The 26738-nt window shown below is 65.0% G+C and carries 23 protein-coding genes and 2 pseudogenes; 10 read left to right on the forward strand and 15 right to left on the reverse strand.

The genetic code is table 11. The annotated features are described in order from the left end of the window. Window positions 1-116: 116 nt before the first annotated feature. Window positions 117-413 carry a DUF2934 domain-containing protein gene (locus PWP93_RS27690; RefSeq protein WP_421046850.1) on the forward strand — a complete coding sequence of 99 codons (297 nt, stop codon included), beginning with the start codon at window positions 117-119 and terminating at the stop codon, window positions 411-413. A 63-nt stretch (window positions 414-476) separates the two neighbouring features. Here the strand turns inward: PWP93_RS27690 and PWP93_RS27695 are convergent, their stop codons facing one another. Further along, window positions 477-2756: an FdhF/YdeP family oxidoreductase gene (locus PWP93_RS27695; RefSeq protein ID WP_421046851.1), complete on the reverse strand. Its 2280-nt coding sequence runs from the start codon at window positions 2754-2756 to the stop codon at window positions 477-479. 422 nt (window positions 2757-3178) lie between these two features. Here PWP93_RS27695 and PWP93_RS27700 point away from each other — a divergent pair, with 422 nt between their 5' ends. Next, window positions 3179-3322 carry a hypothetical protein gene (locus tag PWP93_RS27700; protein ID WP_421046852.1) on the forward strand — a complete coding sequence of 48 codons (144 nt, stop codon included), beginning with the start codon at window positions 3179-3181 and terminating at the stop codon, window positions 3320-3322. Window positions 3323-3426: 104 nt separating this feature from the next. Here the strand turns inward: PWP93_RS27700 and PWP93_RS27705 are convergent, their stop codons facing one another. Together PWP93_RS27705 and PWP93_RS27710 are read right to left on the reverse strand one after the other, a co-directional pair. Continuing rightward, window positions 3427-3513, reverse strand: a complete 87-nt coding sequence (locus PWP93_RS27705) for an ESPR-type extended signal peptide-containing protein (RefSeq protein ID WP_421047014.1) — start codon at window positions 3511-3513, stop codon at window positions 3427-3429. Window positions 3514-3725: 212 nt separating this feature from the next. Then, the gene (locus tag PWP93_RS27710) at window positions 3726-4325 is read right to left on the reverse strand and encodes a LysE family translocator (RefSeq protein WP_421046853.1); all 600 of its coding nucleotides are present in this window, start codon (window positions 4323-4325) and stop codon (window positions 3726-3728) included. A 173-nt stretch (window positions 4326-4498) separates the two neighbouring features. Here PWP93_RS27710 and PWP93_RS27715 point away from each other — a divergent pair, with 173 nt between their 5' ends. Together PWP93_RS27715 and PWP93_RS27720 are read left to right on the forward strand one after the other, a co-directional pair. Next, a complete protein-coding gene (locus tag PWP93_RS27715) occupies window positions 4499-5224 on the forward strand; it encodes a 3-ketoacyl-ACP reductase FabG2 (RefSeq protein ID WP_421027284.1) in 726 nt (241 codons plus the stop codon). A 134-nt stretch (window positions 5225-5358) separates the two neighbouring features. After that, a complete protein-coding gene (locus PWP93_RS27720; protein ID WP_421046854.1) occupies window positions 5359-6624 on the forward strand; it encodes an NAD(P)/FAD-dependent oxidoreductase in 1266 nt (421 codons plus the stop codon). A gap of 37 nt (window positions 6625-6661) precedes the next feature. On the opposite strand, the gene PWP93_RS27725 is transcribed toward PWP93_RS27720, so the two are convergent. Both PWP93_RS27725 and PWP93_RS27730 read right to left on the reverse strand, forming a co-directional pair. Beyond that, on the reverse strand, window positions 6662-7954 hold the full coding sequence (locus tag PWP93_RS27725; RefSeq protein ID WP_421046855.1) for an RNA polymerase sigma factor: 1293 nt from the start codon (window positions 7952-7954) through the stop codon (window positions 6662-6664). Continuing rightward, window positions 7951-8322 (reverse strand): YciI family protein, encoded by a 372-nt coding sequence (locus PWP93_RS27730; RefSeq protein ID WP_421027287.1) that lies wholly within the window; start codon window positions 8320-8322, stop codon window positions 7951-7953. The genes PWP93_RS27725 and PWP93_RS27730 overlap by 4 nt, the downstream gene beginning before the upstream one ends. A 339-nt stretch (window positions 8323-8661) precedes the next feature. On the opposite strand from PWP93_RS27730, the gene PWP93_RS27735 reads away from it, so the two are divergent. Further along, window positions 8662-9552 carry an HpcH/HpaI aldolase/citrate lyase family protein gene (locus PWP93_RS27735; RefSeq protein WP_421046856.1) on the forward strand — a complete coding sequence of 297 codons (891 nt, stop codon included), beginning with the start codon at window positions 8662-8664 and terminating at the stop codon, window positions 9550-9552. Window positions 9553-9567: 15 nt separating this feature from the next. On the opposite strand, the gene PWP93_RS27740 is transcribed toward PWP93_RS27735, so the two are convergent. Beyond that, window positions 9568-10533: an NmrA family NAD(P)-binding protein gene (locus tag PWP93_RS27740; RefSeq protein ID WP_421046857.1), complete on the reverse strand. Its 966-nt coding sequence runs from the start codon at window positions 10531-10533 to the stop codon at window positions 9568-9570. A gap of 160 nt (window positions 10534-10693) precedes the next feature. On the opposite strand from PWP93_RS27740, the gene PWP93_RS27745 reads away from it, so the two are divergent. Continuing rightward, the gene (locus PWP93_RS27745) at window positions 10694-11635 is read left to right on the forward strand and encodes a helix-turn-helix domain-containing protein (protein WP_421046858.1); all 942 of its coding nucleotides are present in this window, start codon (window positions 10694-10696) and stop codon (window positions 11633-11635) included. On the opposite strand, the gene PWP93_RS27750 is transcribed toward PWP93_RS27745, so the two are convergent. The 4 genes and pseudogenes from PWP93_RS27750 to PWP93_RS27765 form a co-directional block, all read right to left on the reverse strand. After that, a complete protein-coding gene (locus PWP93_RS27750) occupies window positions 11589-13259 on the reverse strand; it encodes a tetratricopeptide repeat protein (protein WP_421046859.1) in 1671 nt (556 codons plus the stop codon). The two genes, PWP93_RS27745 and PWP93_RS27750, sit on opposite strands and share 47 nt — an antisense overlap. A gap of 185 nt (window positions 13260-13444) precedes the next feature. Next, on the reverse strand, window positions 13445-14956 hold the full coding sequence (locus PWP93_RS27755; RefSeq protein WP_421027292.1) for a CoA-acylating methylmalonate-semialdehyde dehydrogenase: 1512 nt from the start codon (window positions 14954-14956) through the stop codon (window positions 13445-13447). 158 nt (window positions 14957-15114) lie between these two features. Then, window positions 15115-16182 (reverse strand): annotated as a pseudogene (locus tag PWP93_RS27760) (dihydroxy-acid dehydratase); the annotation flags it as partial. Between the two features lie 81 nt (window positions 16183-16263). Continuing rightward, entirely contained in the window at window positions 16264-17007 is a 744-nt protein-coding gene (locus tag PWP93_RS27765; protein ID WP_421046860.1) for a YceH family protein, read from the reverse strand. A 299-nt stretch (window positions 17008-17306) separates the two neighbouring features. Between PWP93_RS27765 and PWP93_RS27770 the strand changes: the two genes are divergently transcribed. Further along, on the forward strand, window positions 17307-17531 hold the full coding sequence (locus tag PWP93_RS27770; RefSeq protein ID WP_421046861.1) for a hypothetical protein: 225 nt from the start codon (window positions 17307-17309) through the stop codon (window positions 17529-17531). Between the two features lie 147 nt (window positions 17532-17678). Further along, window positions 17679-17933: a hypothetical protein gene (locus tag PWP93_RS27775; protein WP_421046862.1), complete on the forward strand. Its 255-nt coding sequence runs from the start codon at window positions 17679-17681 to the stop codon at window positions 17931-17933. 83 nt (window positions 17934-18016) lie between these two features. Here PWP93_RS27775 and PWP93_RS27780 read toward each other — a convergent pair whose 3' ends face one another. Beyond that, complete coding sequence (locus tag PWP93_RS27780) at window positions 18017-18847, reverse strand: DUF2182 domain-containing protein (protein ID WP_421046863.1); 831 nt, start codon at window positions 18845-18847, stop codon at window positions 18017-18019. Between the two features lie 16 nt (window positions 18848-18863). Beyond that, window positions 18864-19627 (reverse strand): annotated as a pseudogene (locus PWP93_RS27785) (DUF899 domain-containing protein). A 125-nt stretch (window positions 19628-19752) separates the two neighbouring features. On the opposite strand from PWP93_RS27785, the gene PWP93_RS27790 reads away from it, so the two are divergent. Beyond that, window positions 19753-20973 (forward strand): helix-turn-helix domain-containing protein, encoded by a 1221-nt coding sequence (locus tag PWP93_RS27790; protein WP_421046864.1) that lies wholly within the window; start codon window positions 19753-19755, stop codon window positions 20971-20973. Between the two features lie 30 nt (window positions 20974-21003). Further along, a complete protein-coding gene (locus PWP93_RS27795) occupies window positions 21004-21675 on the forward strand; it encodes a DUF5074 domain-containing protein (protein WP_421046865.1) in 672 nt (223 codons plus the stop codon). Between the two features lie 127 nt (window positions 21676-21802). On the opposite strand, the gene PWP93_RS27800 is transcribed toward PWP93_RS27795, so the two are convergent. The 3 genes from PWP93_RS27800 to PWP93_RS27810 form a co-directional block, all read right to left on the reverse strand. After that, complete coding sequence (locus tag PWP93_RS27800; RefSeq protein WP_421046866.1) at window positions 21803-23026, reverse strand: diguanylate cyclase domain-containing protein; 1224 nt, start codon at window positions 23024-23026, stop codon at window positions 21803-21805. Beyond that, window positions 23023-24393 carry an MFS transporter gene (locus PWP93_RS27805; RefSeq protein ID WP_421046867.1) on the reverse strand — a complete coding sequence of 457 codons (1371 nt, stop codon included), beginning with the start codon at window positions 24391-24393 and terminating at the stop codon, window positions 23023-23025. The genes PWP93_RS27800 and PWP93_RS27805 overlap by 4 nt, the downstream gene beginning before the upstream one ends. A gap of 234 nt (window positions 24394-24627) precedes the next feature. After that, on the reverse strand, window positions 24628-26505 hold the full coding sequence (locus PWP93_RS27810; RefSeq protein WP_421046868.1) for a methyl-accepting chemotaxis protein: 1878 nt from the start codon (window positions 26503-26505) through the stop codon (window positions 24628-24630). Window positions 26506-26738: the final 233 nt, after the last annotated feature.

The following is a 26738-nucleotide window of genomic DNA, read 5'->3' on the forward strand; positions in this document are numbered from 1 at the left end:
CATGAAACTTTGTAGGGGGCGGAAGATAGAACAACGACTTCAATTCGCGCTATCAAAATGACCGCAGACCGGAACGCCGCTTGCGCTCTGCGCTAGTCACCTAAACGGAGGCACAAATGGCGGCGAAGGCGAAAGCGAAAACGCAGGAGCAGAACAGCGCAACCCAAAAGTCCGAAGGGAAGATCGATAAAGCGGTCGAGGCGACGTTTCCAGCAAGTGATCCGCCGGCGGTCGGGGGCGCCACGAGGATAGAAGAGACACCGGCGCAGAGCAGCCGCGAAGAACGTATTCGGCGGCGTGCGTACGAGTTGTGGGAAAAGGCGGGCTCGCCCGATGACCACACCGACGAGTATTGGCATAGGGCGGAGGCAGAAATTTCAGCAGAAAGCGAGATTTCGCCCTTGCAACAGTAAAGCCTGTGTCGGCGGAAATAATCTCGAAGATCCGGCGATTCCATACATCGACGCGCCGGGGCGTCAAATGATGCGCACCGGAATTGACTTCGCTCCCGGCACCTTGCTTTCCTTCGCATAATGCCAGAGCGGCAATAGCACATTGCACTCGGGGTAATAACCGCCGATACAGCCTTCTGGTATTTCGTAGGCCTTGATTTCGAGGCCGGCAAGGCGTCGATCGATGCCATCGTCGGCGATCGTCTGGAGCGTGATTTTTTGCCCCTCGGCAAGATTGCGTTTCTCGATGTCAACCTTATTCATCAGGATGACCATGCGGCTGCCCTTTACCCCGCGGAAACGGTCGTCCAGGCTATAGAGCGTCGTGTTGAACTGGCTGTCGCTGCGCAGCGTCATCAAACGCAGCCCTTCGGGAAACTTGTCGGGCATGTCCGGGTCTTCGCCGAGCGAATACGTTACAAGGAATTCGGCCTTGCCTGACTTCGTCTTCCATTGTCGGTGTTGTGCCGGAATAGGGCGATGAAAGCCGCCGGGTTCCCACATGCGCGAATTGAAATCGTGAAATATGTCGGGGTACGTTTTGGTGATTTCATCGCGCACCAGCGAGTAGTCATCACACCACACGTCCCAGTTGACGGTCGATCGATGACCGAGCGTCGCCTTCGCAATGCCCGCGACGATATACGGCTCCGGCCGGGCCTTGTCGCTTGCCGGTTCCGTTACGCCCCTTGAGCCGTGCATGCAGCCCGTGCTGTCTTCCATCGACACCGCTTGCTCGCCAGACGGGGTGCGATGGAACTCGATCCGGCTCAGGCAAGGCAGTATGTACGAAACTTCGCCGTGGACGAGGTGGCTCCGGTTCAGCCTGGTGGCCACATTCACGGTCAGGCGCAAGCGTGCCCACGCCGGCTCGGTCTGTGAGCGGTCGGGTACGGAGCGCACCAGGTTGCCGCCCAGGTTGACGACGGCATCCACCTCGCCTTTGACCATGGCCTCGAATGCTTCGACCGTGTTTAAGCCTTTCTTGCGTGGAGGCTCGAACGAAAACTGTTTGGCAAGCTGATCCAGCGGTGCGAGTTCAGGCTTCTCCGTCACGCCGACGGTACGCTGACCCTGGACGTTCGAATGGCCACGGACAGGCGAGGGGCCGGCTCCCGGTTTGCCAACGTTGCCGCGCAGGAATAGCAGGTTGCAGAGCATTCGCACGTTCTGCACACCAAGTCGATGCTGCGTCAATCCCATTCCATAATGCGCCATCACCGCGTTGGCGCGCATATAGTCGGTCGCGGCTTCGAGCAGTGCTGCGCGTCCCAGGCCGCTGACCTGCTCGATTTCTTCCCATGAGGTGCTTCGCACGCACGTCGCGAAGCCTGTAAACCCGGTTGTATGTTCGTCGATGAACGCGGTGTCGATCACGCGCGGTCGCCCATGTCGGAGCGCATCGTCGTCGGCTTCGATGACGGCCTTGCAGATGCCGAGGATCGCAGCGGTGTCGCCACCGGTTTTGACCTGATGATATTGGGTGCTGATCCGCGTTTCGGCAGGCGTGAGCATATCGCGCGGCGACTGCGGATTGGCGAAAGAGACGAGCCCCGGTTCCCGCAGTGGATTGAAGGTGATGATGGGCACGCCGCGCTCGCGCGCATGCTGAAGCTGATGAAGCATCCGGGGACTGTTGGTGCCGACGTTCTGGCCGAAGAAGAACATCAGATCGGTCTTGTCAAAGTCTTCCAGCGTGATGGTGCCAACGCCCACGCCAATCGCTTCTTTCAGACCTACGCTCGTGCTCTCATGACACATGTTCGAGCTGTCGGGCAGGTTGTTGCAGCCGTACATTCGTGCGAAGAGCTGGTACATGTAGGCGGTCTCCAGCGACGCGCGCCCCGACGTATAGAAGACGACTTTCTCCGGATCGAGTGAGCCAAGCTCCCGGCCGATCTCCGAAAACGCGTCATCCCAGCTTACTTCGACGTATTTATCGGTCGCGGTGTCATACCGCATCGGAGCGGTAAGTCGACCTGTTTCCTCGAGATCATGATCGTGCCATTGAAGCAGCGACGTTACCGTATTGCGGTTGAAGAATTCCGGCGGTGCTCGTTTGGCCGTGGTGTCCCAGGCGGTGGCTTTTGCACCGCTTTCGCAGAACTCGAAGGCATGAGTGTCGGCCGGCTTCGCCCATGAACAGCTTACGCACATGAAGCCGTCCGGCTTGTTTTGCTTCAGGAGTATGGCACTGTCTTTCAGCGGGACCTTTTCCTGCAACAGAATTTTTGCGACCGCCTTGAGCGACCCCCACCCTCCGGATGCGAACGGGTAAGACGGCGTTTTGGTATCTCGGTTCACGATCGCTCCTCTGAGAAGATAAAGGCGCTTCCATACCGCAATTGCCGTTCCGCGTTTTCCTTTCGACTAATTCGTTTATCGAAAAAATTCGCCTCGATGGCGTCACAAGCGCGGCCAGTGCCTGCATGCCAAGCTCGTAGCCCTGCGGCAGTTTCGCGAAGATCTTCGAGTGAGCTCCGATATCTGTGCCCAGCAGCCGCTGAGATGTGAACGGGCCCTCTGTGGCGATATAAACCTGCGTCACATACTGCCTTGTGAAGCTGCCGGAGATGATGCTCGACGCCATGCTGAAATTGCTGTCACTGTCGGCGTTGACATAGTATTGCGTCCTGCCGAAGCCGGTCGGATCGGGCAGCGAATCTATCGGGCCTGACCTGGCAGGACGCAGATCGAACTGATAGTAGCCCGCGCCTGTGTCCTTCATGAAGATGCCGTCGAAGAAGCTGGCGTTCGTTGAGGGCGTTGGCGGCATCGTATTCGTGTTATCAGCCACTGTTTCGCTGCCAGTGGAATTCGTGGAAACGCCGCTGTTTTTGCTGCTGCTTCCACCGCAGGCGGCCAGCTAAATCATCAATGCAATAGCGACAGTGGTGTTCCTCGTGCGCACGCCGGTATTCCCGCGATTCGGTATATTTCACATCTTCTTTTTTCTCCATGATGCGCTGCGCGCTCAGTTCATTGAGCGTGGGCGCCGTTTCCCCGCTGCGGTGGCCGTTTCCTCGACAGCCACGAGCATATTGCGCACGCGCGAAAACACCAGCCCTGGTTCATCCCGTCACCCCCGTAGATTTTTCGAAATCCTTACAGGGGTAGCATCTCAAAAAACGTCAGATTGCCCGTTTCAATGAACTTCGGATTTATCCTGGTCAGGATCATGCGTCGCGCATTGCACGTGTTGCAGGCAGACAACTTCGGGGAACTGCGCGCCGACCAGCCGTCAGGTGGCCAGGTAACGGACTGTGCCGACGCCTACCGAACGAGCGGCCACACCAGCGACATGGAGAAGGTCGCCACCACCATCGCGGCGCAACGCTGAACCCGCGCGGTCCGAATGCCCGGCACGCGCCCGCTGCGAGGCGCGGCGCCGATGGCGATCCACACGAGGCCAATGGGCACCAACAGGGCCGAGAAGATCGCCATGGCCGCGAGCCACGTTGCGGGGCGTGAAAACGCTGCGGCAGGAAAAATCGAGCCCGCGAATAGCGTGGCCTTGGGATTGAGCAGCGTTGCGCAGAATAGCGAGCGCGCGCTGACCACGCCGATAGCCGAGGACGAAACCGAATCCGCCGTGAGCCACAGGCGAATGGCGAGCCACGCAAGGTAGACGCTGCTGGCCACGCGCAGGAGCTTGGGCAGCCAGCTCATCGAATGCGAGGCATGGGTGAAGCAAATGCCCCAAAGAGAAATCGAAACGAGGTAGCCGGCCAGTTCCGCAGCGGTGAGCGGTGCCGATCGGCGCACGCCCTGTCTCAGCCCGGCGGCGGCGAGGAGGGTGTTGGTGGGGCCCGGCATGAGGAGCACGATCGCGCAGCTCAAAGCCATCAGTCCGGCGGTCGGGAGGGAGAGCATGAAAGGTTGGTGAGAAGAGGGGCTGGCGTGGGCGATTAAAACGGCGCGAAAATAGCTCGAATTTTAACGACTGCGCGTTCGAGCGCGTGTTCGGAGTCGACCTTACCCCTTATATGCGTGCGATCCGTTCAGTCGAATATTTTTCGGAATTTTATCGAGGAGAATGACAAACCATGAGCCGGCGTGTCCTCGTCACCGGCGCGAGCCGCGGCATTGGCCGCGCGATCGCGCATCAACTGGCCGCGGACGGCTTTGCCGTCAGCGTGCATTGCCGCACCGGCCTCAACGAAGCGCAGGCCGTGATGGCCGATATCGCCGCGCAGGGCGGCGCGGCCAGCGTACTGCAATTCGACGTGCGCGATCGTGCCGCGTGCCGCGCGATACTCGAAGCGGATGTGGCCGCGCACGGCCCGTACTACGGCATCGTCTGCTGCGCGGGCGTGACGCGCGACGCGGCGTTTCCGGCGCTCACCGATGAAGACTGGGACATCGTGCTGGAAACGGGCCTCGACGCGTTCTACAACGTGGTCCATCCGCTGATCATGCCGATGGTGCGCGCGCGCAAGGGCGGCCGGATCGTGACGGTGTCGTCGGTGTCCGGCGTGACCGGCAATCGCGGCCAGGTCAACTACAGCGCGGCCAAGGCTGGCCTGATCGGCGCGACCAAGGCGCTGGCAGTGGAACTGGCCACGCGCAATATCACGGTCAACAGCGTCGCGCCCGGGCTGGTGGACACCGGCATGCTCGACGACGTGCCGCTCGAGCACGCGCTGAAGGCCGTGCCGATGAATCGCGTGGGGCAGCCCGCCGAAGTGGCGGCCGTGGTCGGTTTTCTGATGTCGGATGCGGCCTCGTATGTCACGCGTCAGGTGATCGGCGTGAACGGCGGGATGGTCTGATGAAGCGTGTCGTCATGAACGGCATGGGTGGCGCGCGCATGCTCAACGGCTCGCCGAAGAGCGATATCGGGCATACGTTGGGTTAGAAGGTGCAGGACGCACAGGATATACAGGATCACAGGACGGAACGAAGCATGGAACATAACCCCGCAGAAGCTGTGCAAACCCTCGCGACCCGGCACGAAGCCGTGGATGTGGCGATCATTGGCGCCGGCCCGTCCGGCGCGGTGGCGGCTGCGCTATTGCGCAAGTCCGGCCATTCGGTGCTGGTGCTGGAACGGCAGCATTTCCCGCGCTTTTCGATTGGCGAGAGCCTGTTGCCGCAAAGCATGGCCTACCTCGAAGAAGCGGGCATGTTGCAGGCCGTGGTGGAGGCGGGCTTTCAGTACAAGAACGGCGCGCATTTCGTGTGGCGCGACCGTGCGTCGTCGTTCGACTTCCGCGACAAGCATAGTCCGGGCTGGGGCACGACCTATCAGGTCGAGCGCGCGAAATTCGACGAAGTGCTGATCGGTTGCGCCGCGCAGCAAGGCGCCGAAGTGCGCTTCGGTCATACGGTGCTGGCCATGCGCACGGGCGCTGCGCAAGTGCTGGAGGTCGCCGACGAGAGCGATGCGCGCTACGAGGTGCACGCGCGCTTCGTGCTCGACGCGAGCGGCTTCGGCCGGGTGCTGCCGCGACTGCTGGATCTGGAAGCGCCCACGCGCCAGCCGACGCGCACCGCGATCTTCAGCCATGTTCGCGATGGGCTGGCGCTCGACGCGTTCGATCGCAACAAGATCTGCGTCGCGACGCACCCCGAGCATCGCGACGTGTGGTTCTGGATGATTCCGCTCGCGGGCGGGCGTTCCTCGGTGGGATGCGTGGCCGAGGCGGCTTTCCTCGATGTTCCGGAAGCCGCGCGCGAGGCGCGCCTGCGCACGCTGATTCGCGAGGAGCCGACGCTGAACCGCCTGATCGGCGACGCGCCGTTCCTGATGCCGGTGAGGCAGATCAGCGGTTATTCGGCCAACGTCGCGAGCCTGCACGGAGCAGGCTATGCGCTGCTCGGCAATGCGGGCGAGTTTCTCGACCCGGTGTTTTCGTCGGGCGTCACGATCGCGTTGCGATCGGCGCATCTGGCCGTCGAGGTCTTGAGGCGCGCACTCGCCGGCGAAACGGTGGACTGGCATGCCGAATACGATGTGCCGTTGCGCAGGGGCATCGACACGTTCCGTGCGTTCGTCGATCGCTGGTACACGGGCGAGTTGCAGGACATCATTTACTACCCGCAGCAGGCCCCTTCGATCCGGCTCATGATCAGCGCGGTGCTGGCGGGCTACGCATGGGACGAAAGCAATCCCTTCGTGGCGGACCCGGTGCGCAGGCTCAACGTGCTGCATGAGGCGTGCACGCAGTAAGCGACGCTACGCGTGCGGCCACGGCTGCATTGCCGCGCTAGCCTCCGGCCAACGACAATTCCAGCCGCTTGCGTTGCAGGAAGCGGCGCACGGCCGGGTCCTGTTCGAGACCGATCGCGAGATCATAGGCATCGAGCGCCTGAGCTTTCGCGCCCGCTCGCGCGAGGAGATTGGCGCGCGCCGCCCAGTACGGCTGATAGTCGGCCAGCCGCGGATCGTCCGCATACGGTTCGAGCGCGTCGAGCGCCGCCTGCGGGCCGTCGCGTTCCGCGAGCGCGAGCGCGCGGTTCACCGCGACCACCGGCGACGCCGCAATCGCGAGCAGCGCGTCGTAGAGCTGCACGACCTCGTCCCAGTTCGGGCGGCGCGTCTGGCAGCGGTGCACATGCGCCGATTGCAGCGCGGCTTCGAGTTGAAAGCGGCCGATCACGTTGAAGGCGCTCGCACGCCGAAGCAGCGCGTTGGCGGCGTCGATCATCGGCGCGTTCCATGCCGACGGATCTTGCGCCGATAACGGCACGTACTCGCCGGCTTCATCGCGTCGCGCATCGCGCCGCGCTTGCGCGAACAGCATCAGCGCGAGCATGCCGAGTGTCTCCGGCTCGTCGGGCATCAGTTCGACGAGCAACTGCGCGAGAAATAGCGCCTCATCGGCGAGATCGCGGCGTTCGGTGTCGTTGCCGAGCGGGTCGGTCCACCCCTGTGCATACGCGGCATAAACCGCTTCCAGCACTGCAGCGAGCCGGCCGGGCAGCGCCTCGCGCTCGGGCACGTCGAACGGAATGCCGGCCTCGCGGATCTTGTGCTTCGCGCGCACGAGGCGCTTGGTCATGGCGGCGGGCGACATCAGGAACGCGGACGCGATCGTCTTCGCTTCGAGCCCCAGCACGACTTGCAGCATCAGCGGCGTGCGAATCGTGGCGTCCAGCGCGGGGTGTGTGCACGCGAACAGCAGCGCGAGCCGCCGGTCGGGCAGCGCATCTGCTTCATGCTCGTCGATCTCGTCGGCGAGGATCGCGAGCTGGCTCGACACCTCGTCGCCGATGCGGCGATGACGTGCGCCATCGATCGCCCTGCGTTGCGCGACCGTCATCAGCCACGCTTCGGGATTCGCGGGGCAGCCGCGCTCGGGCCAGTCCGCGAGCGCGGCGGAAAACGCTTCGGCTAGCGCATCCTCGGCGGCGGCGACGTCGCGCGTGCGCATCGCCAGCAGCGCGACGAGCTTGCCGTAGCTGCGGCGTGCCACGGCCCCGGCAATCGAATGCGCGGCGGTCCCGGCGCTGCGTGCGCCGCTGCCGCCGCTGTCGTTACCGCCGCGAGAAGGACTCATGCAGCGGCGGGCGCGTCGTAGGGCGCGGTCCAGACGGGGCGCACCTCCATCACGCCGTGCCCCGCGCCGGGGCAACGCGACGCCCACGCAATTGCCGCGTCCAGATTGGGCACGTCGATCAGGTAGTAGCCCGCGAGCTGCTCCTTCGAGTCGGAATACGGCCCGTCGAGCACCTGCGGCTTGCTGTCGACGAGCCGCACCGTGGTGGCGGTGCTCGTTGGCTGCAACCGGTTGGCGCCCAACAGCACGTCGGCCTTTTTCAGCGCTTCGGTGTACGCGTGATAGGCGGCAACGCCTTGCTGCCGCTCGCTGTCGGTCATCTGGCTCCAGCCGGCTTCCTTCGAATAGATCAGCAATAGATATTGCATATGAGCCTCCGTCATGGGGTTGAGGCGACCGAACGATAGCCGGGCGATGGTCAGGTGATGGTCGCCGCAATATCGGGCCGTCATCACAATGACGCGCGAGCCGCGGGCCGGCGGACAGGGTGGCGTCGAAAAGTTCGCGGATGGCGGTTCGGCCAGCGGGATGGGTGATGAAATTGTAGGACGCAAATTCGCCGCGCCGCCCGAACGTGCCGATCTCGCGACCTCGTTACCAATAGGCGCGAACTATGACGGGCAGAGTTAAACGATAGTTGCCGTTCGCCGCGATCCCACGTGTAATGCGTGCTCTGCTAGCGCAAATGAAATCGTGGAGAAGACGAAATGGGGATTGCGTCGCCCGATGGGCGTGTTGCCGATAACAACGCTGACGACGCGGGGCGAGCAACGTTCTCGCCGCAGTCGTATCTGTTTGTGCCGGGCAGTCGTCCGGAGCGCTTCGAGCGGGCGCTTGCGAGCGGCGCGGATGCGGTTATCGTCGACCTCGAAGACGCCGTCGCGCACGACGCGAAGGACGCGGCGCGTGAGGCCATCGCCAACTGGGTATCGCACCGCCATCCGGTGCTCGTGCGCATCAACGCGCGCGCGACGCAGTGGTTCGAGCAGGACGCGAAGCTCGGTGCGCTCGATGGCGTCGCGGGCATCGTGCTGCCGAAGGCCGAGTGCGCGGAGGACGTCGCGTCGGCCATCGCGCTCGCGCGCCGCGGCGTGCCGGTCTATCCGCTGATCGAGAGCGCCCAGGGGATGTGGAACGCGATGGCCATCGCAAAGGCGACCTGCGTGAAGCGGCTGATGTTCGGCACGCTCGATTTCATCGCCGAAATGGGCATGCCCGACGACGGCGAGCCGCTCAATCACTATCGCAGCCAGCTTGCGCTGATTTCGCGCGTGGCCGGCATCGATGCGCCGGTCGACGGGGTCACGCCCGATATTCACGATCTCGCGCGCATCGAGCGCGATGCGCTCAATGGCAAGCGGCTTGGCTTTGGCGCGAAGCTCTGCATTCATCCGCAGCAGATCGAGCCGGTGCACCGCTGCTATCGGCCCAGTGAGCAGGAGCTCGCGTGGGCGGCGCGCGTGGCTGAAGCGGCAAGCAAGGCCGATGCGGGGGCGATCACGGTGGATGGGAAAATGGTCGATCGCCCCGTTATGTTGCGAGCGCAACAAATTCTCGTGCTGGCGGAATCGCTCAGACGGCAAGCGGAAAAACCGTGAAATAAAGCCCAGCCTTCATGCCCGCTCCATGCGCGGCTGGCCATTCAGCCCCGCCACAACCGGCGCAAGCACCTCCACTAATTCCGTTTTCCCGAAGCGCCGCTCGGGCATGCCGAACTCGACGTCGATCTTGCCGGCGTTGTGCGCATCGTAGAGGTCCATGATCAGTTGCGCATGCCGCTCGCCTAGCCCCGCGCGCAGCAGCACGGGCGTCCACTGGTCGCGCGGCAGTTCCCGCGCGACGATTTCCCGGTTGCTGATCTCGGCAAGCACATTGGCGACATACGCTGCGCTGATGCGACTCGGGCCTTCGATGCTCACGACGCGCGTGCCGTGCCTGTGCGCCGGGTCGCGCAGCAGTTCGGCTGCCGCCACGCCCACGTCTTGCGCCGCGACCGTGGGAAAGCGCTTGTCAAGCGGATGATGAAAGCTCGCCAGCACGCCAGAAGCCAGCGCGGCAGGAATCGTGCGGCGCCAGTTCTGCATGTGCTCGGCGGAGCGAAGCAGAATCAGCCGCGTGGACACGGCCTTCAACTGTTGCTCGAGATAGTGATAAAGCCGCGTGATGCCGGTGTTCCCTTTCAGCTCGGCGCCGTAGTCGGACAGCGCGAGCACGGTCTCAGGCGGGTCCACGCGCAGCGCCCCGGCGGCTGCGTCGATCATCGTGCGCATCGTCTCCTCGGGATGCGCATCGGCCATGGGCACCGGGCAGAGGATTTGCACCGCCTGCGCGCCGCGAATCGCTTCGGCCACCGAAGCGCAGTCGCTCAGCTCCGCGAATGCGATTTCGCAGCCGAGCGCGGCCAGACGGTCGCGCTGATGTGAACTGTGATGCGAACCGCGATGCGAACTGAGCCGGGCGCTGCGATGCGCACCGCGACGCGTCTCGTGCAGCACCGCGCGCACGGCGTGGCCCGCGCCGCGCAAGGCCGTGGCGGTGGCGAATCCGGCGTTACCCGACGCTCCGAAAATGACGTACATGACGACTCCTCGTGAATGTGGTCGTCATGATCGTAAATGGGCCGGGGCAGCGAAACGCGCAGGGAAGGATCGCGGCGAGCAAAACTAGATGATGGATTCGAGACGTGCAGCCTGCCCCGTACTAGACTGGCCGCTCTGATAGCGCGCCAAGGGATAGGCCATGAATGCAGTGCTGGAAGACGCGATGGCGCCGGCCGCCGGCCGGGTTGTACTGAAAAGCAGCAACGTATTGGGCTGGCGTGGCTTTGGCGCGCAAATGCTGGCGATTTCGGCGGGCCGCCATCGTATTGCGGGCACGGCGTATCACCGTGTCGGCGTGCATTTCGGCGCGCCGGTGCGCACCAATTGCGTCTGCGATGGCCGGCGTCTCGCGCGCATGCAGGCGCAAGGCGATGCCGATGTCATTCCCGCAGGGCTCGACGGCGTATGGGTCGACGACGCCGATTGCACCGTGCTGAGCATTCGCCTGGAAGACGCCTTTGTGCGCACGATTGCCGAGCAGCTTGTGCGCAAGCCCGACACCGCCACCATTGCACCGCGCCTGCAACTGCGCGACGCGCGCGTGCAGCATCTCGCATGGGCGCTGCGCGCCGAGCTCGATGCGGGCGAGGCCTCGGACCCGCTCTACGCGGAGAGCATCGGCACGGCGCTCGCGGTGCGTCTGCTCGACGCCGCCGAGCCGCTTCAGGCGCGCCGCGCCGCGCTGTCGCCGCGTCTCGCCGCGCGCGTGACCGATTACATCGAGAGCCATCTCGATGCGCGTCTCACGCTCGCTGAGTTGGCCGCCCTCGTCGATCTGAGCGTGCCCCATTTCAAGGTGCTGTTTCGCGGGACGCTGGGCATGCCGGTGCATCAATACGTGGTGCGGCGCCGGGTGGAGCGCGCGCGGGCGCTGCTGCTGAAGGGCGGCCTCAATGCGACCCAGGCGGCGCTGGAAGTGGGGTTCGCGCATCAGAGCCACCTCGCGCACTGGATGAACCGCGTGCTCGGCGTGACCCCGCGTGAACTCATGCGCGAGGCCGCGAGCGAGGTCATGAGCGTCACGGTGATCCAGCTTACGGTTTGCGCAGATCCACGAGCGCTCGACCCACGCAGTCGATGACACCGGCCCAGTTGCCGGGCTCGGTCTGACGAAACAGGCGCGCGCACGGATACCACGGCGAATCGTCCCGGTCGCGCAGCCAGCGCCAGCAGCCGTCGTGGCGCGAGAGTATCCACACGGGCTTGTCCAGCGCGCCGGCGAGGTGCGCGACCGAGGTGTCCACGCTGATGACCAGGTCGAGGCATTCGACGATGGCTGCCGTGTCGGCGAAGTCGCGCACTTCGTGCATCGGGTCGAAGGGGCGCAGGGGCCGCGGCAAGTCTTCGATTTGGGACTGCGAGTCGGCCCCTTTTTGCAGGCTCACGAATGTCACGTCGGTGGCACCCGCGAGCTCGAGCAAGGGCAGGAACGCCTGCGCTGGCACGGAGCGGCGCTTGTCGATTGCATTCGAGCCGCGATCGTGAGTGCGCGGGTCGCCCGACCACACGAGACCGACCTTGAACCCGTGCGCGGGCAAGCGTGCGCGCCACGCGCGCGTCAGGTCGGCGGATGCGTGCAGGTAGGGCGTGCGTGCCGGGATCGTTTCCATGGTCGTGCCACAATGCATCGGCAGGCTGAGCATCAGGCACCAGTAATCGTGGCCCGGAATCGTGGTTTTGCCGTCGAGCGGATAGATCGCGTCCACGCCTTCCAGGCTTGCGAACAGCCGCGTGAGCGCGGGCGGGCAGGCGAGGCCGAGGTGCGCGACGCCGCGCGACTTCAGCAAGGTCAGATAGCGGCAGAATTGCAGCAGGTCGCCGTAACCCTGTTCCGGCCAGACCAGCAGCGACTTGGCCCGCAGCGGCTCGCCGCGCCATTTCGGGTAGGGCACGGGCGGCAGCGTCCCGTTTGCCGCGCCTGCGGATTCGTCGTTGCGCGATTCGTAGAGGCGCCAGCCTTCCTCGAAGGCGCCGAGCCCGAGCAGCAGCATGGCGAGGTTCCCGCGCGCCGTCGAGTAATCGGGCCGCAGCGCGAGCGCCTGACGATAGGCCGCAATGGCCTCGTGCCCGCGCCCTTGCCGATTCAGCGCATTGCCGAGGTTGTTGTGCATTTCCGGCGCGCTCGCGTCGATGGCGAGCGCGTGCCGGAACGCGGCTTCCGCGTCCTTTGGCCTGCCGAGATCGAGCAGGAGCAGGCCGAGATTGTTCTGTGCGAGCGGGTGGTCGGGCTGAACGCGGAGAATCTGGCGATATTCGGCTTCGGCATCGGCAAAGCGCTGTGTGTGCCACAGCAGCACCGCGAGGTTGATTCGGGCCGAGGCGTAGTCCGGCGCGACGGCCAGTGCACGCCGAAAAGCGGCCTCGGCTTCCGGCTCGCGCTGTTGTGCGCGCAATGCGAGGCCGAGATGATTCAGCGCCGACGGCCAGTCCGGATGGCTCGACAGCGCGAGTTCGAAGGCGTGCTGCGCTTGCGGCCATTGCCTGCGGCCATAAAACCAGCAGCCGAGATTGTTGAGCGCCTCCAGTCGATCGACCGGACGACGGTGCGCATGCTGGCATTCGTGGAGGCACAGCGCGGCAAGCTCGATGGCCGGCTGGTGCGAGGGCGAGTTCTGAAGCAGTTGATCGAGGCGAGCCAACGCCTCGTCGTAATGGCCCGATGAATAAAGCGACTGAGATGTCGGCCAGGATTCGGCATTCGACATGCTTTCACCTACGTCTGTCCGGAGATCGCTTATCCTCCTACGCTTTTTTCGGACCTTGAACGGGATAATTCCTAAAAACCGCTCTCCCCGTGCATTTCGCATTCGCGATGCACGGCTGCGCCGCTGCCCGTTTCACCGGAGCAGCGGCGCAGCACGTTGACTTCGCAATTACTTCGATATGCGAATTACTTCGCCACGGGCATCGTGAACTCCGCGCCCTTTTCGGTGCTTTCCGGCCAGCGCTGCATGATCGACTTCTGCTTCGTGTAGAAGCGCACGCCTTCTTCGCCGTAAGCATGCATGTCGCCGAACAGGCTGCGCTTCCAGCCGCCGAAGCCATGCCATGCCATCGGCACCGGAATCGGCACGTTGATGCCCACCATGCCCACTTCGATCTGGCGGCCGAACTCGCGCGCCACGTTGCCGTCGCGCGTGAAGCAGGCCACGCCGTTGCCGAACTCGTGATCGTTGATCAGCTGCACGGCTTCGGCGAAGTCCTTCACACGCACGCAGGCCAGCACCGGTCCGAAAATTTCTTCCTTGTAGATGCGCATTTCGGGCGTGACGTGGTCGAACAGCGTGCCGCCGGTGAAGAAGCCGTTCTCATGGCCCGGCACCTTGTGGCCACGACCGTCCACCACGAGCGTCGCACCTTCTTCCACGCCGTTCGCGATGCAGCCTTCGATGCGCTCCAGCGCCTGGCGCGTGACGATCGGGCCCATTTCGGCATCGGCTTCCATGCCGTTCTTGATGACGAGGTTCTTCGCGCGCTCGGCAAGGCGCGGCACGATCTTGTCGGCCACTTCGCCCACCAGCACCGCAACGGAGATCGCCATGCAGCGTTCGCCCGCCGAGCCGTAGCCCGCGCCGATCAGCGCGTCCACGGTCTGGTCGATGTCGGCGTCGGGCATCACGACCATATGGTTCTTCGCGCCGCCGAGCGCCTGCACGCGCTTGCCGTGCTTCGCACCGGTCTCGTAGATGTAGTTCGCGATCGGCGTGGAGCCGACGAAGCTCACGGCCTTCACGTCGCGATGCGCGAGCAGCGCGTCGACCGCGACCTTGTCGCCCTGCACGACGTTGAACACGCCGTCGGGCAGGCCCGCTTCCTTCAGGAGCCGCGCCATCAGCAGCGACGCCGAAGGATCGCGCTCGCTCGGCTTGAGCACGAACGTGCAGCCCGCCGCCAGCGCGACCGGGAACATCCAGCACGGCACCATGCACGGAAAGTTGAACGGCGTGATGCCGGCTACCACGCCCAGCGGCTGGCGCACGGTCCAGTTGTCCATGCCGGTGGAAACCTGCTCGGTGTAGTCGCCCTTGAGCAGTTGCGGAATGCCGCAGGCGAATTCGATGATTTCGATGCCGCGCGTGACTTCGCCCTGCGCGTCGGCGAACACCTTGCCGTGCTCGGCGGTGATGATGGCCGCGAGGTCGTCCTTGTGGCGGTTCATCAGCTCGAGAAAGCGCAGCATGACGCGTGCGCGGCGAATCGGCGGCGTGTCGCGCCAGGCCGGGAACGCGGCTTTCGCGCTGGCCACGGCGGCGTCGACGTCGGCCGCTTCGCCCAGCACCAGCCGGCGCGCCACTGCGCCCGTGGCAGGGTTGAACACCGGCTGGCTGCGCTCGCCCGTGCCGCGCTCGCTCTTGCCGCCAATGAAGTGGACTACGTCCGCGCTATCCGTGTAGGCCTGCATATCGTCTCCTCGCGAAGTGGGTTGATGCAGGCCAGTGTACGGAGGCGCCGGCGCGCTGCAAAGGCGCGCGCGCTGAATTGATTGTTTTTATCGGTGAACAATCACCGGGGTCTGTTCAGGGAACCCACGCTGAAGGAAGCGTGCCCAGTCGAGCGCTTTCAGTGCGAATCGCGCGGCACGTCCGCGCCGCTCGCGCCCACGAGGAAGTCGAGATCCGCGCCCTGGTCGGCCTGCAGCACGTGCTCGACATAGAGCCGGTAGTAGCCGCGCTCGGGCAGCGGCGGCGCTTTCCATTCGGCCCGGCGGCGCGCGAGTTCTTCGTCGGATACGTCGAGATGCAGGCGGCGCGCCGCAACGTCGAGCTCGATCATGTCGCCCATGCGCACCAGCGCGAGCGGGCCGCCCGCCGCCGCTTCGGGCGACACGTGCAGCACCACCGCGCCATACGCGGTGCCGCTCATGCGGCCGTCCGAGATGCGCACCATGTCGGTGATGCCTTTTTGCAGCACTTTTTTCGGCAGCGGCATGTTGCCGACCTCGGCGAACCCGGGGTAGCCCTTCGGCCCCGCGCCCTTGAGAACCATGACGCAGTGTTCGTCGATATCGAGCGATTCGTCGTCGATCTTCTCGTGCAACTCCTCCACGTTCTCGAACACCACCGCGCGCCCGCGATGACAGAGCAGTTCGGGCGTCGCCGCCGAGGGCTTGATGACGGCGCCATTGGGCGCGAGGTTGCCGCGCAGCACCGCGATGCCCGCCTTCGGCTTGAACGGCTGGTCGAGCGGTGTGATGACCTCGTGGTTGTAGTTCGGCGCGTCCTCGACGTTTTGCCAGATTGTTTTGCCGTTGACCGTGAGCGCCTGGCGATGGAGCAGGCCGTGCTCGCCCAGTTGCCGCAGCACCGCGGGCAGGCCGCCCGCGTAGTAAAAATCTTCCATCAGGTGCTGGCCCGAGGGCTGGAGATTCACGGTGCAGGGCACGTCCGAGCCTAGCTCCCAGTCGTCGAGCGAGAGCGGCACGCCAATGCGCCGCGCCAGCGCGATCAGATGGACGACCGCGTTAGTCGAGCCGCCAATCGCCGCGTTGGCGCGGATGGCGTTTTCGAACGCCTCGCGCGTGAGGATCTTCGACATCGTGAGGTCTTCGCGCACCATCTCCACAATGCGCCGGCCCGCGAGTTGCGCGAGCACCTGGCGGCGCGCGTCGACGGCGGGAATCGCCGCGTTGGGACGATCATAGAAACAGCGCTATCGCGCGTCAATATTGGGTCCGGCATTCCCGTATATGGGAAACGCGGCGCGGCGTGCTCACTCCTCGCCCAGGCGCTTTTCTATCGAGACGCCCAGCTCCCCAGCCATGCGCTCGACCAGCATCCGCAGGTCCGCGATCTCGTCGGCGAGGCGCTGCTGCTCGGCCTTGAGCGCTTCGTATTCGTCGAGCGATACGCCGCCTGTCTCGCTGCCCATCGCGCCGCCCATCGCGCGCTCGCCGGCTTGCGCGCTGGCCGGCGAGTAAGTGCTCACGTTCACGTCGCCGCACAGCAGATGCATCCAGCGGCTTTCGCGCTCGCCCGGCGCGCGCGGCAGCTTCACCACCAGCGGCGGCTCGCGTTCGGCCAGTTCGCTCAGAAACGCCTCGACCGACGACACATCGGCGAAACCATGGAGGCGCGCGGAATTCAGGCGCAGTTCGGCGGCGGTTTGCGCGCCGCGCAGCATGAGCACCGCGAGCAGCGCAACGGCCTGCGCCGGCACGCCGAGCACGCGGTTCAGGTTGTGCTCGAAACGCGGCACGCGGCTGCTGCTGCCTTCGAACACGAGACTGAGCAGCTTGAGGTCTTCGATGGCGCTCAGCACCTCGGCCTCGCTCGCGTTCATGACCGGCGTGCGCGCGGTCTTCTGGTTGCAGCCCGAGGTGAGCGCGTTCAGCGAGAGCGGGTAGGTGTCCGGCACGGTGTGCTGCTTCTCGATCAGCACGCCGACGATGCGCGCTTCAAGCGGCGTGAGCGCACGCAGCGTGCGCGGCGACGAAGCATCGGCAGGAGTGTTCATAAGCGCGGTCCGGCAGGGAGTTTTTTAACGGGATTCGATCATACCTGCTCGGCTCGCGCTTGCGTATCGCCGCAAGGCGCGCCCGGATCCAAGGTTTGGCGTTGCAAACGCTGTAATTCTTATTTCATTTTGCAACGTGATGTGTCGATGGTTTTCTCGAAGTCCCAATATTCAGATCAACAAGCATGCAGCGGCGCAAACAGTCCGTAACAATCCTTATTGCAGCGCAGCAAAATGATGCCTACACTGATCCAATCCGCTCACAACGTGGAAAGTTCCCGAAAGGAGGGCGTGCCACCATGACGTCCGAAACGCCAACACTGAACTCATCCCCAAAGCTGCACGTCTTCGAACAGGAAGGCGGCTGGCACTGGGGCATCACCATTCCGAGGGCCGGTGGCAGCGGTTTCAAGGTCATCGCATACAGCGAGACCACGTTCATGCACGAAACCGAAGCCTGGCGCGATGGCGATCGCGCCCTTGGCGATCTTCGCGAGGGCTCGCTCGCGGTTCTCGCTCCTTAAAAAAGGGGTGCGGACCTGCGAAGTGCTGCGCCCTGCCTGCCACTTACCGATGCAGCGGCCACGCTGAAATTCGGCCCCTGCTGAACAAACTTTCTGGTCTACTCGGCCTTCTGTCTTGCAAGTCACGCAACCAGAAAAGGTCTGACGATGATCACGTACCCCGAGACTGAGACCGAGACGCGGCGCAAGCGTTACGCCATGCATCGCCTGAGCCTGGCGATGAAGCGTCTGATCCAGATCGATGCCGATGCCAGTCAAGAGCGCATCATGGCGACGCGCTGGGTGGTTGCGTGGGGTGCCGCCGTGGGCGAGCGGCGTTTTGCGGGACTGCCGCATGGCGGCGGCGGTCACGCGGCTGCGGCGCGAGCACAGTCCCACGGTGTTACCGGCTGGGCGCAATAACACGGTAACGCGGTAGCGCGGGCTGCAGCTTTCTTGTGCCGGGTTTTCAGAGGTATGTCTCGGGTGTGCCGGTCGTCGCGGAATCACAGGCCCTGCGCCATAGTCGCCAGCCCGGCAATAACGCCGGCCACTCCGATGATGCGCGCCACCTGCACGTGACACGGCGCGATGCGCTCGGCGGCGATGACCGCCGTGATCGCTGCCATCGCGCGCGGATCCATTACGCCCACCACGAGCAGCACCGCCATCCAGTTGCCGCAGCAGAGGCCGCACTGCACGCCGAGGCGCAGTCCATGGCGCAATGCCGCACTCGCGCTGGCGGGCGCGTACGATCGCATCGGCGCATCGACGCATCGGCGCATTGTGCGGCAGCAGGCAAGCTGCTGCGCTTTCCATGACGTGAACTGAAGCAGGCTGGGGAGCACGAGGAGCGCGCCCGCACTGGCCGGCGCAGCGCGAGCGAGCGCGGGCACGCGTATCGCGCCGGTTGCCATTGCGCTGCCCAGCGGAAATACCGCGCAGCCGGCCAGCATCCAGAACATGAAGTAGCCCGCGCCGATCAATATCGTTAGCAATCCGGATTGAGTGGGAGGCAGGCGGCTCCACGTTCCGCGCTCGCGCAGCACCATCGGCACGAGCACGGGCAACATCATCGCGGGCATCATCACTGCCCACATGGAGGCAAACGAGGCGGCGGCCTGCCACCACGTTTGCCCGCACATCGGCGTCCAGATCGCCGAAAGCATCCAGCGGCCCGCCATCGGCGTGCCGCTCATCGCCGCCATGTAGGCGTAGCGCCGCACCGTTGCGGCCGCGCTCGCCGCGAACAGCAGCGCCGCCGCGCCGATCAGGATGCCGTTCGACGCGGTGCGCCGGGACATGCCGGGCATGCGCGTCATGTCGACGATGCTCATGGCCAACTCCGGGGTTTCAGAGGCGGGCGTACTCGTCGTGCCGCTTCCACCAGATGCCCGCTTCGTTGCGTCCGGCGGCGCGCGGTCGAGCCACTGGTACATGCTCCACAAGCCGTCGAGGCCGCGCGCGTAGGTTGAATACGTGTGGTAGACCACGCCGTCATCCAGCACGAATGCGCTCATGCCGGGGCGGTCGCGCGCATAGGTGGCGGCGTCGGTGCCGCAGCTCGCCGCGAATTGCGCGACCGGCGCGGGCGGCGGCTCCATGTCCATCGCGTGGCTGCCGCGCACGTAGTTGTATTTGACACTGCCTTCGCGCTGCTGCTCGGCCGTGAACGAGACGTTGAAGTCGAAGTTGAAATCGTTGCCGCGCGACGACGCCCACGCGAACGTCCACCCCATGCGCTGCCGGTAGGCCAGCAGCTTCGCGAGCGGCGCGCGCGAGACCGCCATCAGCGTCACGTCGTGATTCGCGAGATGGGTGACGCTGCCGGCGAAGCCATCGGCGAGCGCCGAGCATGACGGGCAGCCCGCCGCGTAGTCGGGGCCGAACATGAAGTGATAGACGAGCAGTTGCGCGCGTCCTGCGAAGAGGTCGGGCAGCGTGGCCTGGCCTTGTTCGGTCTCGAACGTATAGGTCTTGTCCACGCGCACCCATGGCAGCGCCCGGCGTTGCTGCGCGAGCGCATCGCTGCGCCGGGTGAGTTCCTTTTCGGCTGTGAGCAGTTCGAGCCTTGCCGCGAGCCATTGCTCGCGTGTTCCAGTCGTGTGCGTTGCCATGGTTGCCTCCTGTGTGGGTCTGCTGGTGTGCGTCCCCGTGCGTCAAAGCCGCCTGAATGCCGTGGTAGATTAGGTCCGGCCTTGGTACGGGAGGGAGTGACAAGTGTGTCGGGATTCCGATGAGCATGGACTCGCTGATCACGGCGGCGGCGCACGCGCTCGCCGCTGGTGACCCGCTCGGCGCGCTGAATCGCGTCGCGTTGCGCGACGACCCGCCCGCGCTTGCGCTGCGCGGCATCGCCATGGCGCAGCTCGGCGATCTGGAGCGTGCGAAAGCGCTGCTGCGCCGCGCGGCGCGCGCGTTCGGCGCGAGGGAGGCCGTGGCTCGCGCGCGCTGCGTCGTCGCGCAAGCGGAAATCGCGCTGGCTTCGCGCGATCTCGGCTGGCCCGTGGCCACGCTCGATGCGGCGCGCCGCACGCTCGAAGCGCACGGCGACCGCCTGAACGCCGCCCATGCGCGTTATCTGGAGATTCGCCGGCTGCTGCTGATCGGCCGGCTCGACGACGCACAGGGGCTGCTCGCTGAAATCGATCCCGCGCCCTGGCCGCCCGCGTTGCGCGCGGCGCACGCGCTGATTGCGGCAGGCATCGCGATGCGGCGCATCCAGACCCAGGCGGCGCGCAAGGCGTTGGCCGACGCCGCGCAGGCAGCGCGTCTTGCGCGCATCGCGCCGCTGCTCGCCGAGGTCGAGAACGCGGCGCAACTGCTCGAAGCGCCCGCCGCGCGTCTCGTTACGCACGGCGAGGCGCGTGCGCTGCTGCTCGAAGAAGTCGAAGCGTTGCTGGCGTCGCGGGCGCTGGTGGTCGACGCGTGCCGTTACGTCGTGCGTCAGGGCACGGCGCTGGTGCCGCTCGCGCGGCGGCCCGTGCTGTTCGTGCTGGCCCGCGCGCTGGCCGAAGCGTGGCCCGGCGACGTGCCGCGCGACGCGCTCATCGCGCGTGCTTTTCGCATGAAGCACGCCGACGAAACGCACCGTGCGCGTCTGCGCGTCGAGATCGGGCGGCTGCGCGGCTTGCTCAAAGGCGTGGCCGGCATCGACGCCACCCAGCAGGGTTTCGCGCTCGCGCCCCAGCATGCGCGCGAGGTGGTCGTGCTGGCGCGGCCCGTCGAGGAGCAGCACGCGGCGGTGCTGGCCTTGCTCGCGGACGGCGAGTCGTGGTCGAGCTCGGCGCTCGCGCTCGCGCTGGGCGCGAGTCAGCGCACCGTGCAGCGCGCGCTCGACGCGCTGGCGGCGGGGCGCAAGGTGCAGGCGTTCGGCCAGGGGCGCGCGCGCCGCTGGACCGTGCCGCCCGCGCCCGGATTCGCGACCAGCTTGTTACTCCCCGCGCCGCTGCCCGGCGATTAGGATGAAGGCGTGAACGAACAGGAGAAAACGATGAAGCACGCCAATGCCACCATCATTCGCGAGTACGGCCCTTTTGCTGGCGTCGACAATGTGCATGGACTCACCTACGACGGCAAGCAGGTCTGGTTTGCCTCGGGCGAACGCATCACGGCGCTCGATCCGCACAGCGGCGAGACGCTGCGCTCGCTCGACGTGGCTGCGCACGCGGGCACGGCCTTCGACGGCCAGCATCTGTATCAGATCGCCGAGGCGCGGATCCAGAAGATCGATCCGCAGACGGGTCGCGTGCTCGCGACATTGCCCGCGCCGGGCAAGGGCGGCGATTCGGGGCTCGCATGGGCCGACGGCACGCTCTGGGTGGGCGAATACCGCGAGCGCAAGATCCACCAGATCGACCCGCAAACCGGCGAGATCCTGCGGACGATCGAAGCGAACCGCTTCGTCACCGGCGTGACCTGGGTGGACGGCGAACTCTGGCATGCCACCTGGGAGGGCGAAGAGAGCGAACTGCGGCACATCGACCCGAACACGGGCAAGGTGCTCGAGCGGCTCGACATGCCGCCGGGGGTAGGCGTTTCCGGGCTGGAGTCGGACGGCGGCGAGCAGTTCTTCTGTGGCGGCGGCAACAGCGGCAAAATCCGCGCGGTGCGCCGGCCCGGGCGCGTTGCAGCCCATCAGGGGGACGATGAAGCGGCCGGCTGAGCGGCGCTTCCATCGGCGGCTATGGCCCGCGAGATTCGGCGAGCCGAGTGTCCGGCTGGCCGCGCGAATTGCGTTCATTTCCGCTTCGCGCAGGCGCTGTCGAAGTTTTGAGGCCGGCGCAGGGGGCTTATGCGACGGCACGCATTTCGTCCGTCTCGGCGAACACCGTCTGTCCGCTGCCACGGGATTTCGCGCGATACATGGCGCCGTCGGCGGCTCGCATCAACGCGCGAGCGGTGAGCGGCGCGAGTGGTGACGCACCGGCCTCTTGTGCCAGCATGCACACGCCAATGCTGCCGGAAACGGCCACAGGATGTCCGCCGACGGTGCGCATGGCGCCCAGGATCGCGTGGATGCGCGTGGCAATGCTCAATGCGTTGGCCTTGCTGGGGATCTGGTGGGCCAGCAACACGAATTCGTCGCCGCCGAGGCGGGCGAGCGTGTCGCCGCGGCGCACGCAACTCGCCAGCGCGGCAGCAAAGCGGCGCAGCAGCTCGTCGCCAACCGCATGGCCGTGCGCGTCGTTGACCTCCTTGAAACCGTCGAGGTCGATGAGCAGCAGCGCGGCCTGGCTTGCTTCGGGGCTGCGCAGGGCGAGGGTCCGGCCAATCGCCTGCTCGAGCTGAACGCGATTGCTCAGCCCCGTGAGCGGGTCGGTCGCGGCCTGCTTTTCGAGCCGGCGCACCAGCACCGCCAGATAGATCGAGGTGGCGGCCAGGCTGAGCGCGACGCCGAGGCCGGCCGTGAAATTCGCGTGCCACCACGGCTGCCAATGCATCAAGCCCGCGATACCGGTCAGCGCCACCGCGCACGAGAGCCCGAGCATGCGCTGGCCATAGCGGCAGCCCGCGCCGACCAGAAACCAGAACACGACCCAGAGCAGCGGCAGCGTGGCCTGGCCGCCCACCGCGAGCAGCGCGATCAGGAGCGACTGATCGGCGAACGTGGTGAGGGTCAATCTCCGGCGCGAGCGGCCGGGCGCGACCGTCGCGGCAATGTATGTGACGCCGCCGTAGGCCACGTAAAGTGCGACCAGCGCCGTGGTTTCATAGATGTTTTTGGTTCGATAAACCGAGGCGGCGGCCAGATAGGCTAAAAAAACCAGGCCGCCCAGCGACACGCGCAGCACGGCCTGCTCTTTTTCAGGGTTCTTCTGGAATGCGCCCAGAAAACCCTGCCCGGGCCAAAAATGAGAATAGGCCTCGCTCATGCCAACTACCCCCGATCGAATTCTGGTTTTATCGTCCGGCAGTTTAACTCGCACACAGGGGTTGTTGGCGCAGCAACCGATTTTGTCTGGTGCGGTTGCGAGTGCCGTAAAAAATACCGCAGGAGCCGCGTGATCGATCAAGCGTGCCGGGGTGTATGTCCACCATTGCCCGGCGACCGGGCATCGTCGTATTCACGCGAAATGTCCTTGTTTGTGTAATCGCCCATGCGCCACGCGGCCAGCAGGCTCACCACACCGCACACGAAAATATAAGCGGCGATTGCATAGCCCGTGCGGTAATACGCGAACAGCGCGGTGGCAATCAGCGGCGCGGGGCCGCCTGCAATCACCGAAGCCAATTGATAACCGAGCGACGCGCCGCTGTAACGCAGCCGCCCCGTGAACGACTCGGCGATCAACGCCGCTTGTGGCCCGTAAAGCATCGAATGAGGCACCAGCGAAAGCACAATGGCCGCGAAAATCAGCGCTGGATTACGGGTGTCGATCATCGCGAAGAAAACAAAGCCGAACAGGCCGGCGCAAGCAGCGCCAATCATGTACATCCGCTTGCGTCCGATCAGATCGGACACGTGGCCAAAGAATGGGATGGTGAAAAATTCCACCACCGCGGCGGCCAGCACGGCCGTGAGCATGAGGTCGCGCGAGGCGCCGAGCGTTCTCACGCCATAGGCGAAGACGAACGCCGTGAAAATATAGAACGGCGCCTGCTCGGCCATGCGCGCGAATGCCGAGAGCAGGATGTCTTTCGGCTGGCGGCGGATCACCTCCGTCATCGGCGTCTTCTCGATCTTGTGTTCGGCGAGAAGATTCGCGAAGATCGGCGTTTCAAGAATGCTCAGACGAATATACAGGCCGATGGCGACCAGCACGATGCTCAGGAAGAACGGCACGCGCCATCCCCACGTGAGAAAGCTGCTGCCGGAGATCTGGCTCATCGCCAGCACCACCAGATTGGCGATGAAGAGCCCCGCCGGCACGCCGAACTGCGGCCAGGACGCAACGAAGCCGCGGTGCGCATTGGTGCGCGCCCACTCCATCGACATCAGCACCGAGCCGCCCCATTCGCCGCCCACGCCCACGCCTTGAATGAAGCGCAGCACGGTGAGGATCACGGCGCCCCAGATGCCGATCGACGCATAGGTGGGAACGAAGCCCACGGCGAAGGTAGCGAGCCCCATCAGCAGCAACGTGACGATGAGCGTGGCCTTGCGGCCGACCCGATCGCCGTAGTGGCCGAATATGGCCGCGCCCACCGGCCGCGCGACGAAGCCCACGGCGTAGATCAGAAACGCCTGCAGCGTGCCGACCAGCGGATCCGACTCGGGAAAATAGAGCTTCGCGAAAACGAGGCCTGTGACAATGCTGTAAAGGAAGAAGTCGTACCATTCGATCGTCGTGCCGATCGTGCTGGCGATCACGGCCCGGCGCAATTGACGGTGGGCTTCCTGCTCGGTCAGGAGCAGCGCTCCCGGTTTTTCGTCACTCATTTCGCACCCCCAAGGAATAAGGGTGAAGGGGTCTGATGACTCATGGCGCGCGCGACGGCCTTATCGGCACCCATGTACGCGACGCGTGACAGGCTACGTGCGCCGGGTCGCCAGGGTAGTACCGTAATGATATGTCACGTTGTGATGCATTGCGGATTCGATTGAATGGCGCAAGAGCCGATCCCGGGTCGCGGGATTCAGGCCGTATTCAGGGTAAATCCTCACGCGGCCGAATCACCTCTCATCTCCCACCTTGAACACCGCCACCAGCCTGTCGAGCTCCTCCGCCTGCTGCTTCAAGCTCTCCGCCGCCGCCGCGCTTTCCTCCACCAGCGCCGCGTTCTGCTGCGTCACCTGATCGAGCAACTGCACCGCGTCGCCGATCTGCCCGATGCCCGCGCTCTGCTCGAGGCTGGCCGAGGTGATCTCGCTCATCATGGTGCTCACGCTCTGCACCTGCGAGACCACGTCGTCCATGACCTTGCCGGCGTCGGCAACGAGGCGCGAACCGGTGTCCACGGTCCCGGCGCTATGTTCGATCAGCGCCTTGATTTCCTTGGCGGCCTGCGCGCTGCGCTGCGCGAGGTTGCGCACCTCGGAAGCCACCACGGCGAAGCCGCGGCCTTGCTCGCCGGCGCGCGCCGCTTCCACCGCTGCGTTGAGCGCGAGAATATTGGTTTGGAATGCGATGCTGTCGATCACCACGATGATCTCGGAGATCTTGCGCGAAGCATCGCTGATCTGCACCATCGTGCTCACCACCTGGCCGACCACCTCGCCACCCTCGGCGGCGGCCGAGGAAGCGCGGCTCGCCATTTGCGCGGCGGTGTGCGCGGTGTCCGAATTGTTCTTCACGGCGGCGGTGATCTGCTCCATCGACGCCGCGGTGCGTTCGAGATTGCTGGCCTGTTCCTCGGTACGCTGGCTCAGGTCCGCGTTGCCCGTTGCGATCTGCGTGGAGCCGATCGCGATCGAAGTCGACGAGGCCCGCACGCGGCGCACGAGGGTGTTCATCGACGCGACGAAGCGGTTGAACGCATCGGCGAGCTGGCCGATCTCGTCGCTGCTTTCGACCTTCATATGGCGGGTGAGATCGCCCTGGCCGCTGGCGATTTCCGCGAGCAGCGTGGCCGCGCGGCGCACCGGCGCGGCGATGGCGCGGCCCACCAGCAGGATCACCGCGAGCGCGCCGGCCAGACCCACGACGGCGGCGATGACGGTCGCCATGCGGATCGCGCGCTCGAACGGCCCTAGCAATTCCGCTTGCGGCACTTCGACCACCACGTAGGCATTGAGCTGCGGCACGAACGAGGTGGCGATGTAGCGCGTGCCGCCCGGCGCCGGGTAGGTCATGAAGGTGTAGCGCTTGCCGGCCAGCAGCGTGGAGCCCGCATTCGCGGGCATGCCGGGCAGGTCCTTGAGGAAGTGCTTGCCGTCGACCAGCGCGGTGTCGCGATGGATCATGATCGAGCCGTCCGGATGCACGAGATACGCAAATCCCGTCTCGCCGAGCTTGTAGTTCGCGACGCCCGCGGCCAGCGCATCGACGGAGAGCCCCATGGCGGCGACGCCGGTCGGGCCGCCGGAACCATTGAGGCTTTCCACGCGCGCATTAATGAACATCATGTAGCCGCCCAGGCTCACGTCGCGATCCATGCTCACCTCGTAGGGCTTGCCCGTGGCGAGGAAGCTCTGGAGCCACTGATCGTGCTCGCCGAGCTTGCGTTGCAGGCCGGCTTCGGTGAAATAGTTGCCGCTCTTCGTGGACGCCCATTGCACGCTCACGGCCTTCTGTTCGGTTTTCACGTTCTGCGCGAGACGCATCCATGTGGCGGTGGCGGCCTCGGGTTCGCCATCGGCTTCCCATTGCTGAAGAAACGGATCGGCCGCCATCGCCCGCGCGGCGGTGATCGGCCCAGCAAGCTGGCGCTCGATGTCGGCGCGAATGCCCTTCACGGCCGTCGGCAGTTCGTCTTGCACGACGCGCTCGCGTACGGTGTCGCCAATCAACCAGACGCTCAGCCCGCTTGAAATGCCGATGAAAATCAGCAAGCAGGTAGTCATGCTCAGAACCAGCTTGTTCTGAATGGAAAGCTTTCGCCAAATGGACATTAGGGGCTCTCGACAACGTTAAACGTGGTTTCGTAAAACGTTATCGGTTGCCGATTCGAGAACTTAAGTAGCGAACAGATATAGGCAGTATGCGGCGCACGCATCCTGCATGAGCGCATTCGATCCTGTCGCGCCCCGCACGCTTCACCTATTCGGTGGTTACGGTCCGGCATTGCTAATTTTTCGTTGATAATCGACGGAGCGTGGAAAGTACACGGCGTGAGCGGTCAGCG

Origin of the sequence: Paraburkholderia sp. A1RI-2L (assembly GCF_048957375.1) — a bacterium.
Classification (GTDB): Bacteria; Pseudomonadota; Gammaproteobacteria; order Burkholderiales; family Burkholderiaceae; genus Paraburkholderia.

Coding starts and splice junctions, on each gene's coding strand:
- PWP93_RS27740 (WP_421046857.1), bottom strand. CDS start 10,533: ATGTACGTCATTTTCGGAGCGTCGGGTAACGCCGGATTCGCCACCGCC.
- PWP93_RS27690 (WP_421046850.1), top strand. CDS start 117: ATGGCGGCGAAGGCGAAAGCGAAAACGCAGGAGCAGAACAGCGCAACC.
- PWP93_RS27700 (WP_421046852.1), top strand. CDS start 3,179: ATGAAGATGCCGTCGAAGAAGCTGGCGTTCGTTGAGGGCGTTGGCGGC.
- PWP93_RS27725 (WP_421046855.1), bottom strand. CDS start 7,954: ATGAGTCCTTCTCGCGGCGGTAACGACAGCGGCGGCAGCGGCGCACGC.
- PWP93_RS27730 (WP_421027287.1), bottom strand. CDS start 8,322: ATGCAATATCTATTGCTGATCTATTCGAAGGAAGCCGGCTGGAGCCAG.
- PWP93_RS27790 (WP_421046864.1), top strand. CDS start 19,753: ATGGACTCGCTGATCACGGCGGCGGCGCACGCGCTCGCCGCTGGTGAC.
- PWP93_RS27810 (WP_421046868.1), bottom strand. CDS start 26,505: ATGTCCATTTGGCGAAAGCTTTCCATTCAGAACAAGCTGGTTCTGAGC.
- PWP93_RS27720 (WP_421046854.1), top strand. CDS start 5,359: ATGGAACATAACCCCGCAGAAGCTGTGCAAACCCTCGCGACCCGGCAC.
- PWP93_RS27745 (WP_421046858.1), top strand. CDS start 10,694: ATGAATGCAGTGCTGGAAGACGCGATGGCGCCGGCCGCCGGCCGGGTT.
- PWP93_RS27805 (WP_421046867.1), bottom strand. CDS start 24,393: ATGAGTGACGAAAAACCGGGAGCGCTGCTCCTGACCGAGCAGGAAGCC.
- PWP93_RS27780 (WP_421046863.1), bottom strand. CDS start 18,847: ATGAGCATCGTCGACATGACGCGCATGCCCGGCATGTCCCGGCGCACC.
- PWP93_RS27715 (WP_421027284.1), top strand. CDS start 4,499: ATGAGCCGGCGTGTCCTCGTCACCGGCGCGAGCCGCGGCATTGGCCGC.
- PWP93_RS27710 (WP_421046853.1), bottom strand. CDS start 4,325: ATGCTCTCCCTCCCGACCGCCGGACTGATGGCTTTGAGCTGCGCGATC.
- PWP93_RS27770 (WP_421046861.1), top strand. CDS start 17,307: ATGACGTCCGAAACGCCAACACTGAACTCATCCCCAAAGCTGCACGTC.
- PWP93_RS27735 (WP_421046856.1), top strand. CDS start 8,662: ATGGGGATTGCGTCGCCCGATGGGCGTGTTGCCGATAACAACGCTGAC.
- PWP93_RS27775 (WP_421046862.1), top strand. CDS start 17,679: ATGATCACGTACCCCGAGACTGAGACCGAGACGCGGCGCAAGCGTTAC.
- PWP93_RS27750 (WP_421046859.1), bottom strand. CDS start 13,259: ATGTCGAATGCCGAATCCTGGCCGACATCTCAGTCGCTTTATTCATCG.
- PWP93_RS27765 (WP_421046860.1), bottom strand. CDS start 17,007: ATGAACACTCCTGCCGATGCTTCGTCGCCGCGCACGCTGCGTGCGCTC.
- PWP93_RS27755 (WP_421027292.1), bottom strand. CDS start 14,956: ATGCAGGCCTACACGGATAGCGCGGACGTAGTCCACTTCATTGGCGGC.
- PWP93_RS27795 (WP_421046865.1), top strand. CDS start 21,004: ATGAAGCACGCCAATGCCACCATCATTCGCGAGTACGGCCCTTTTGCT.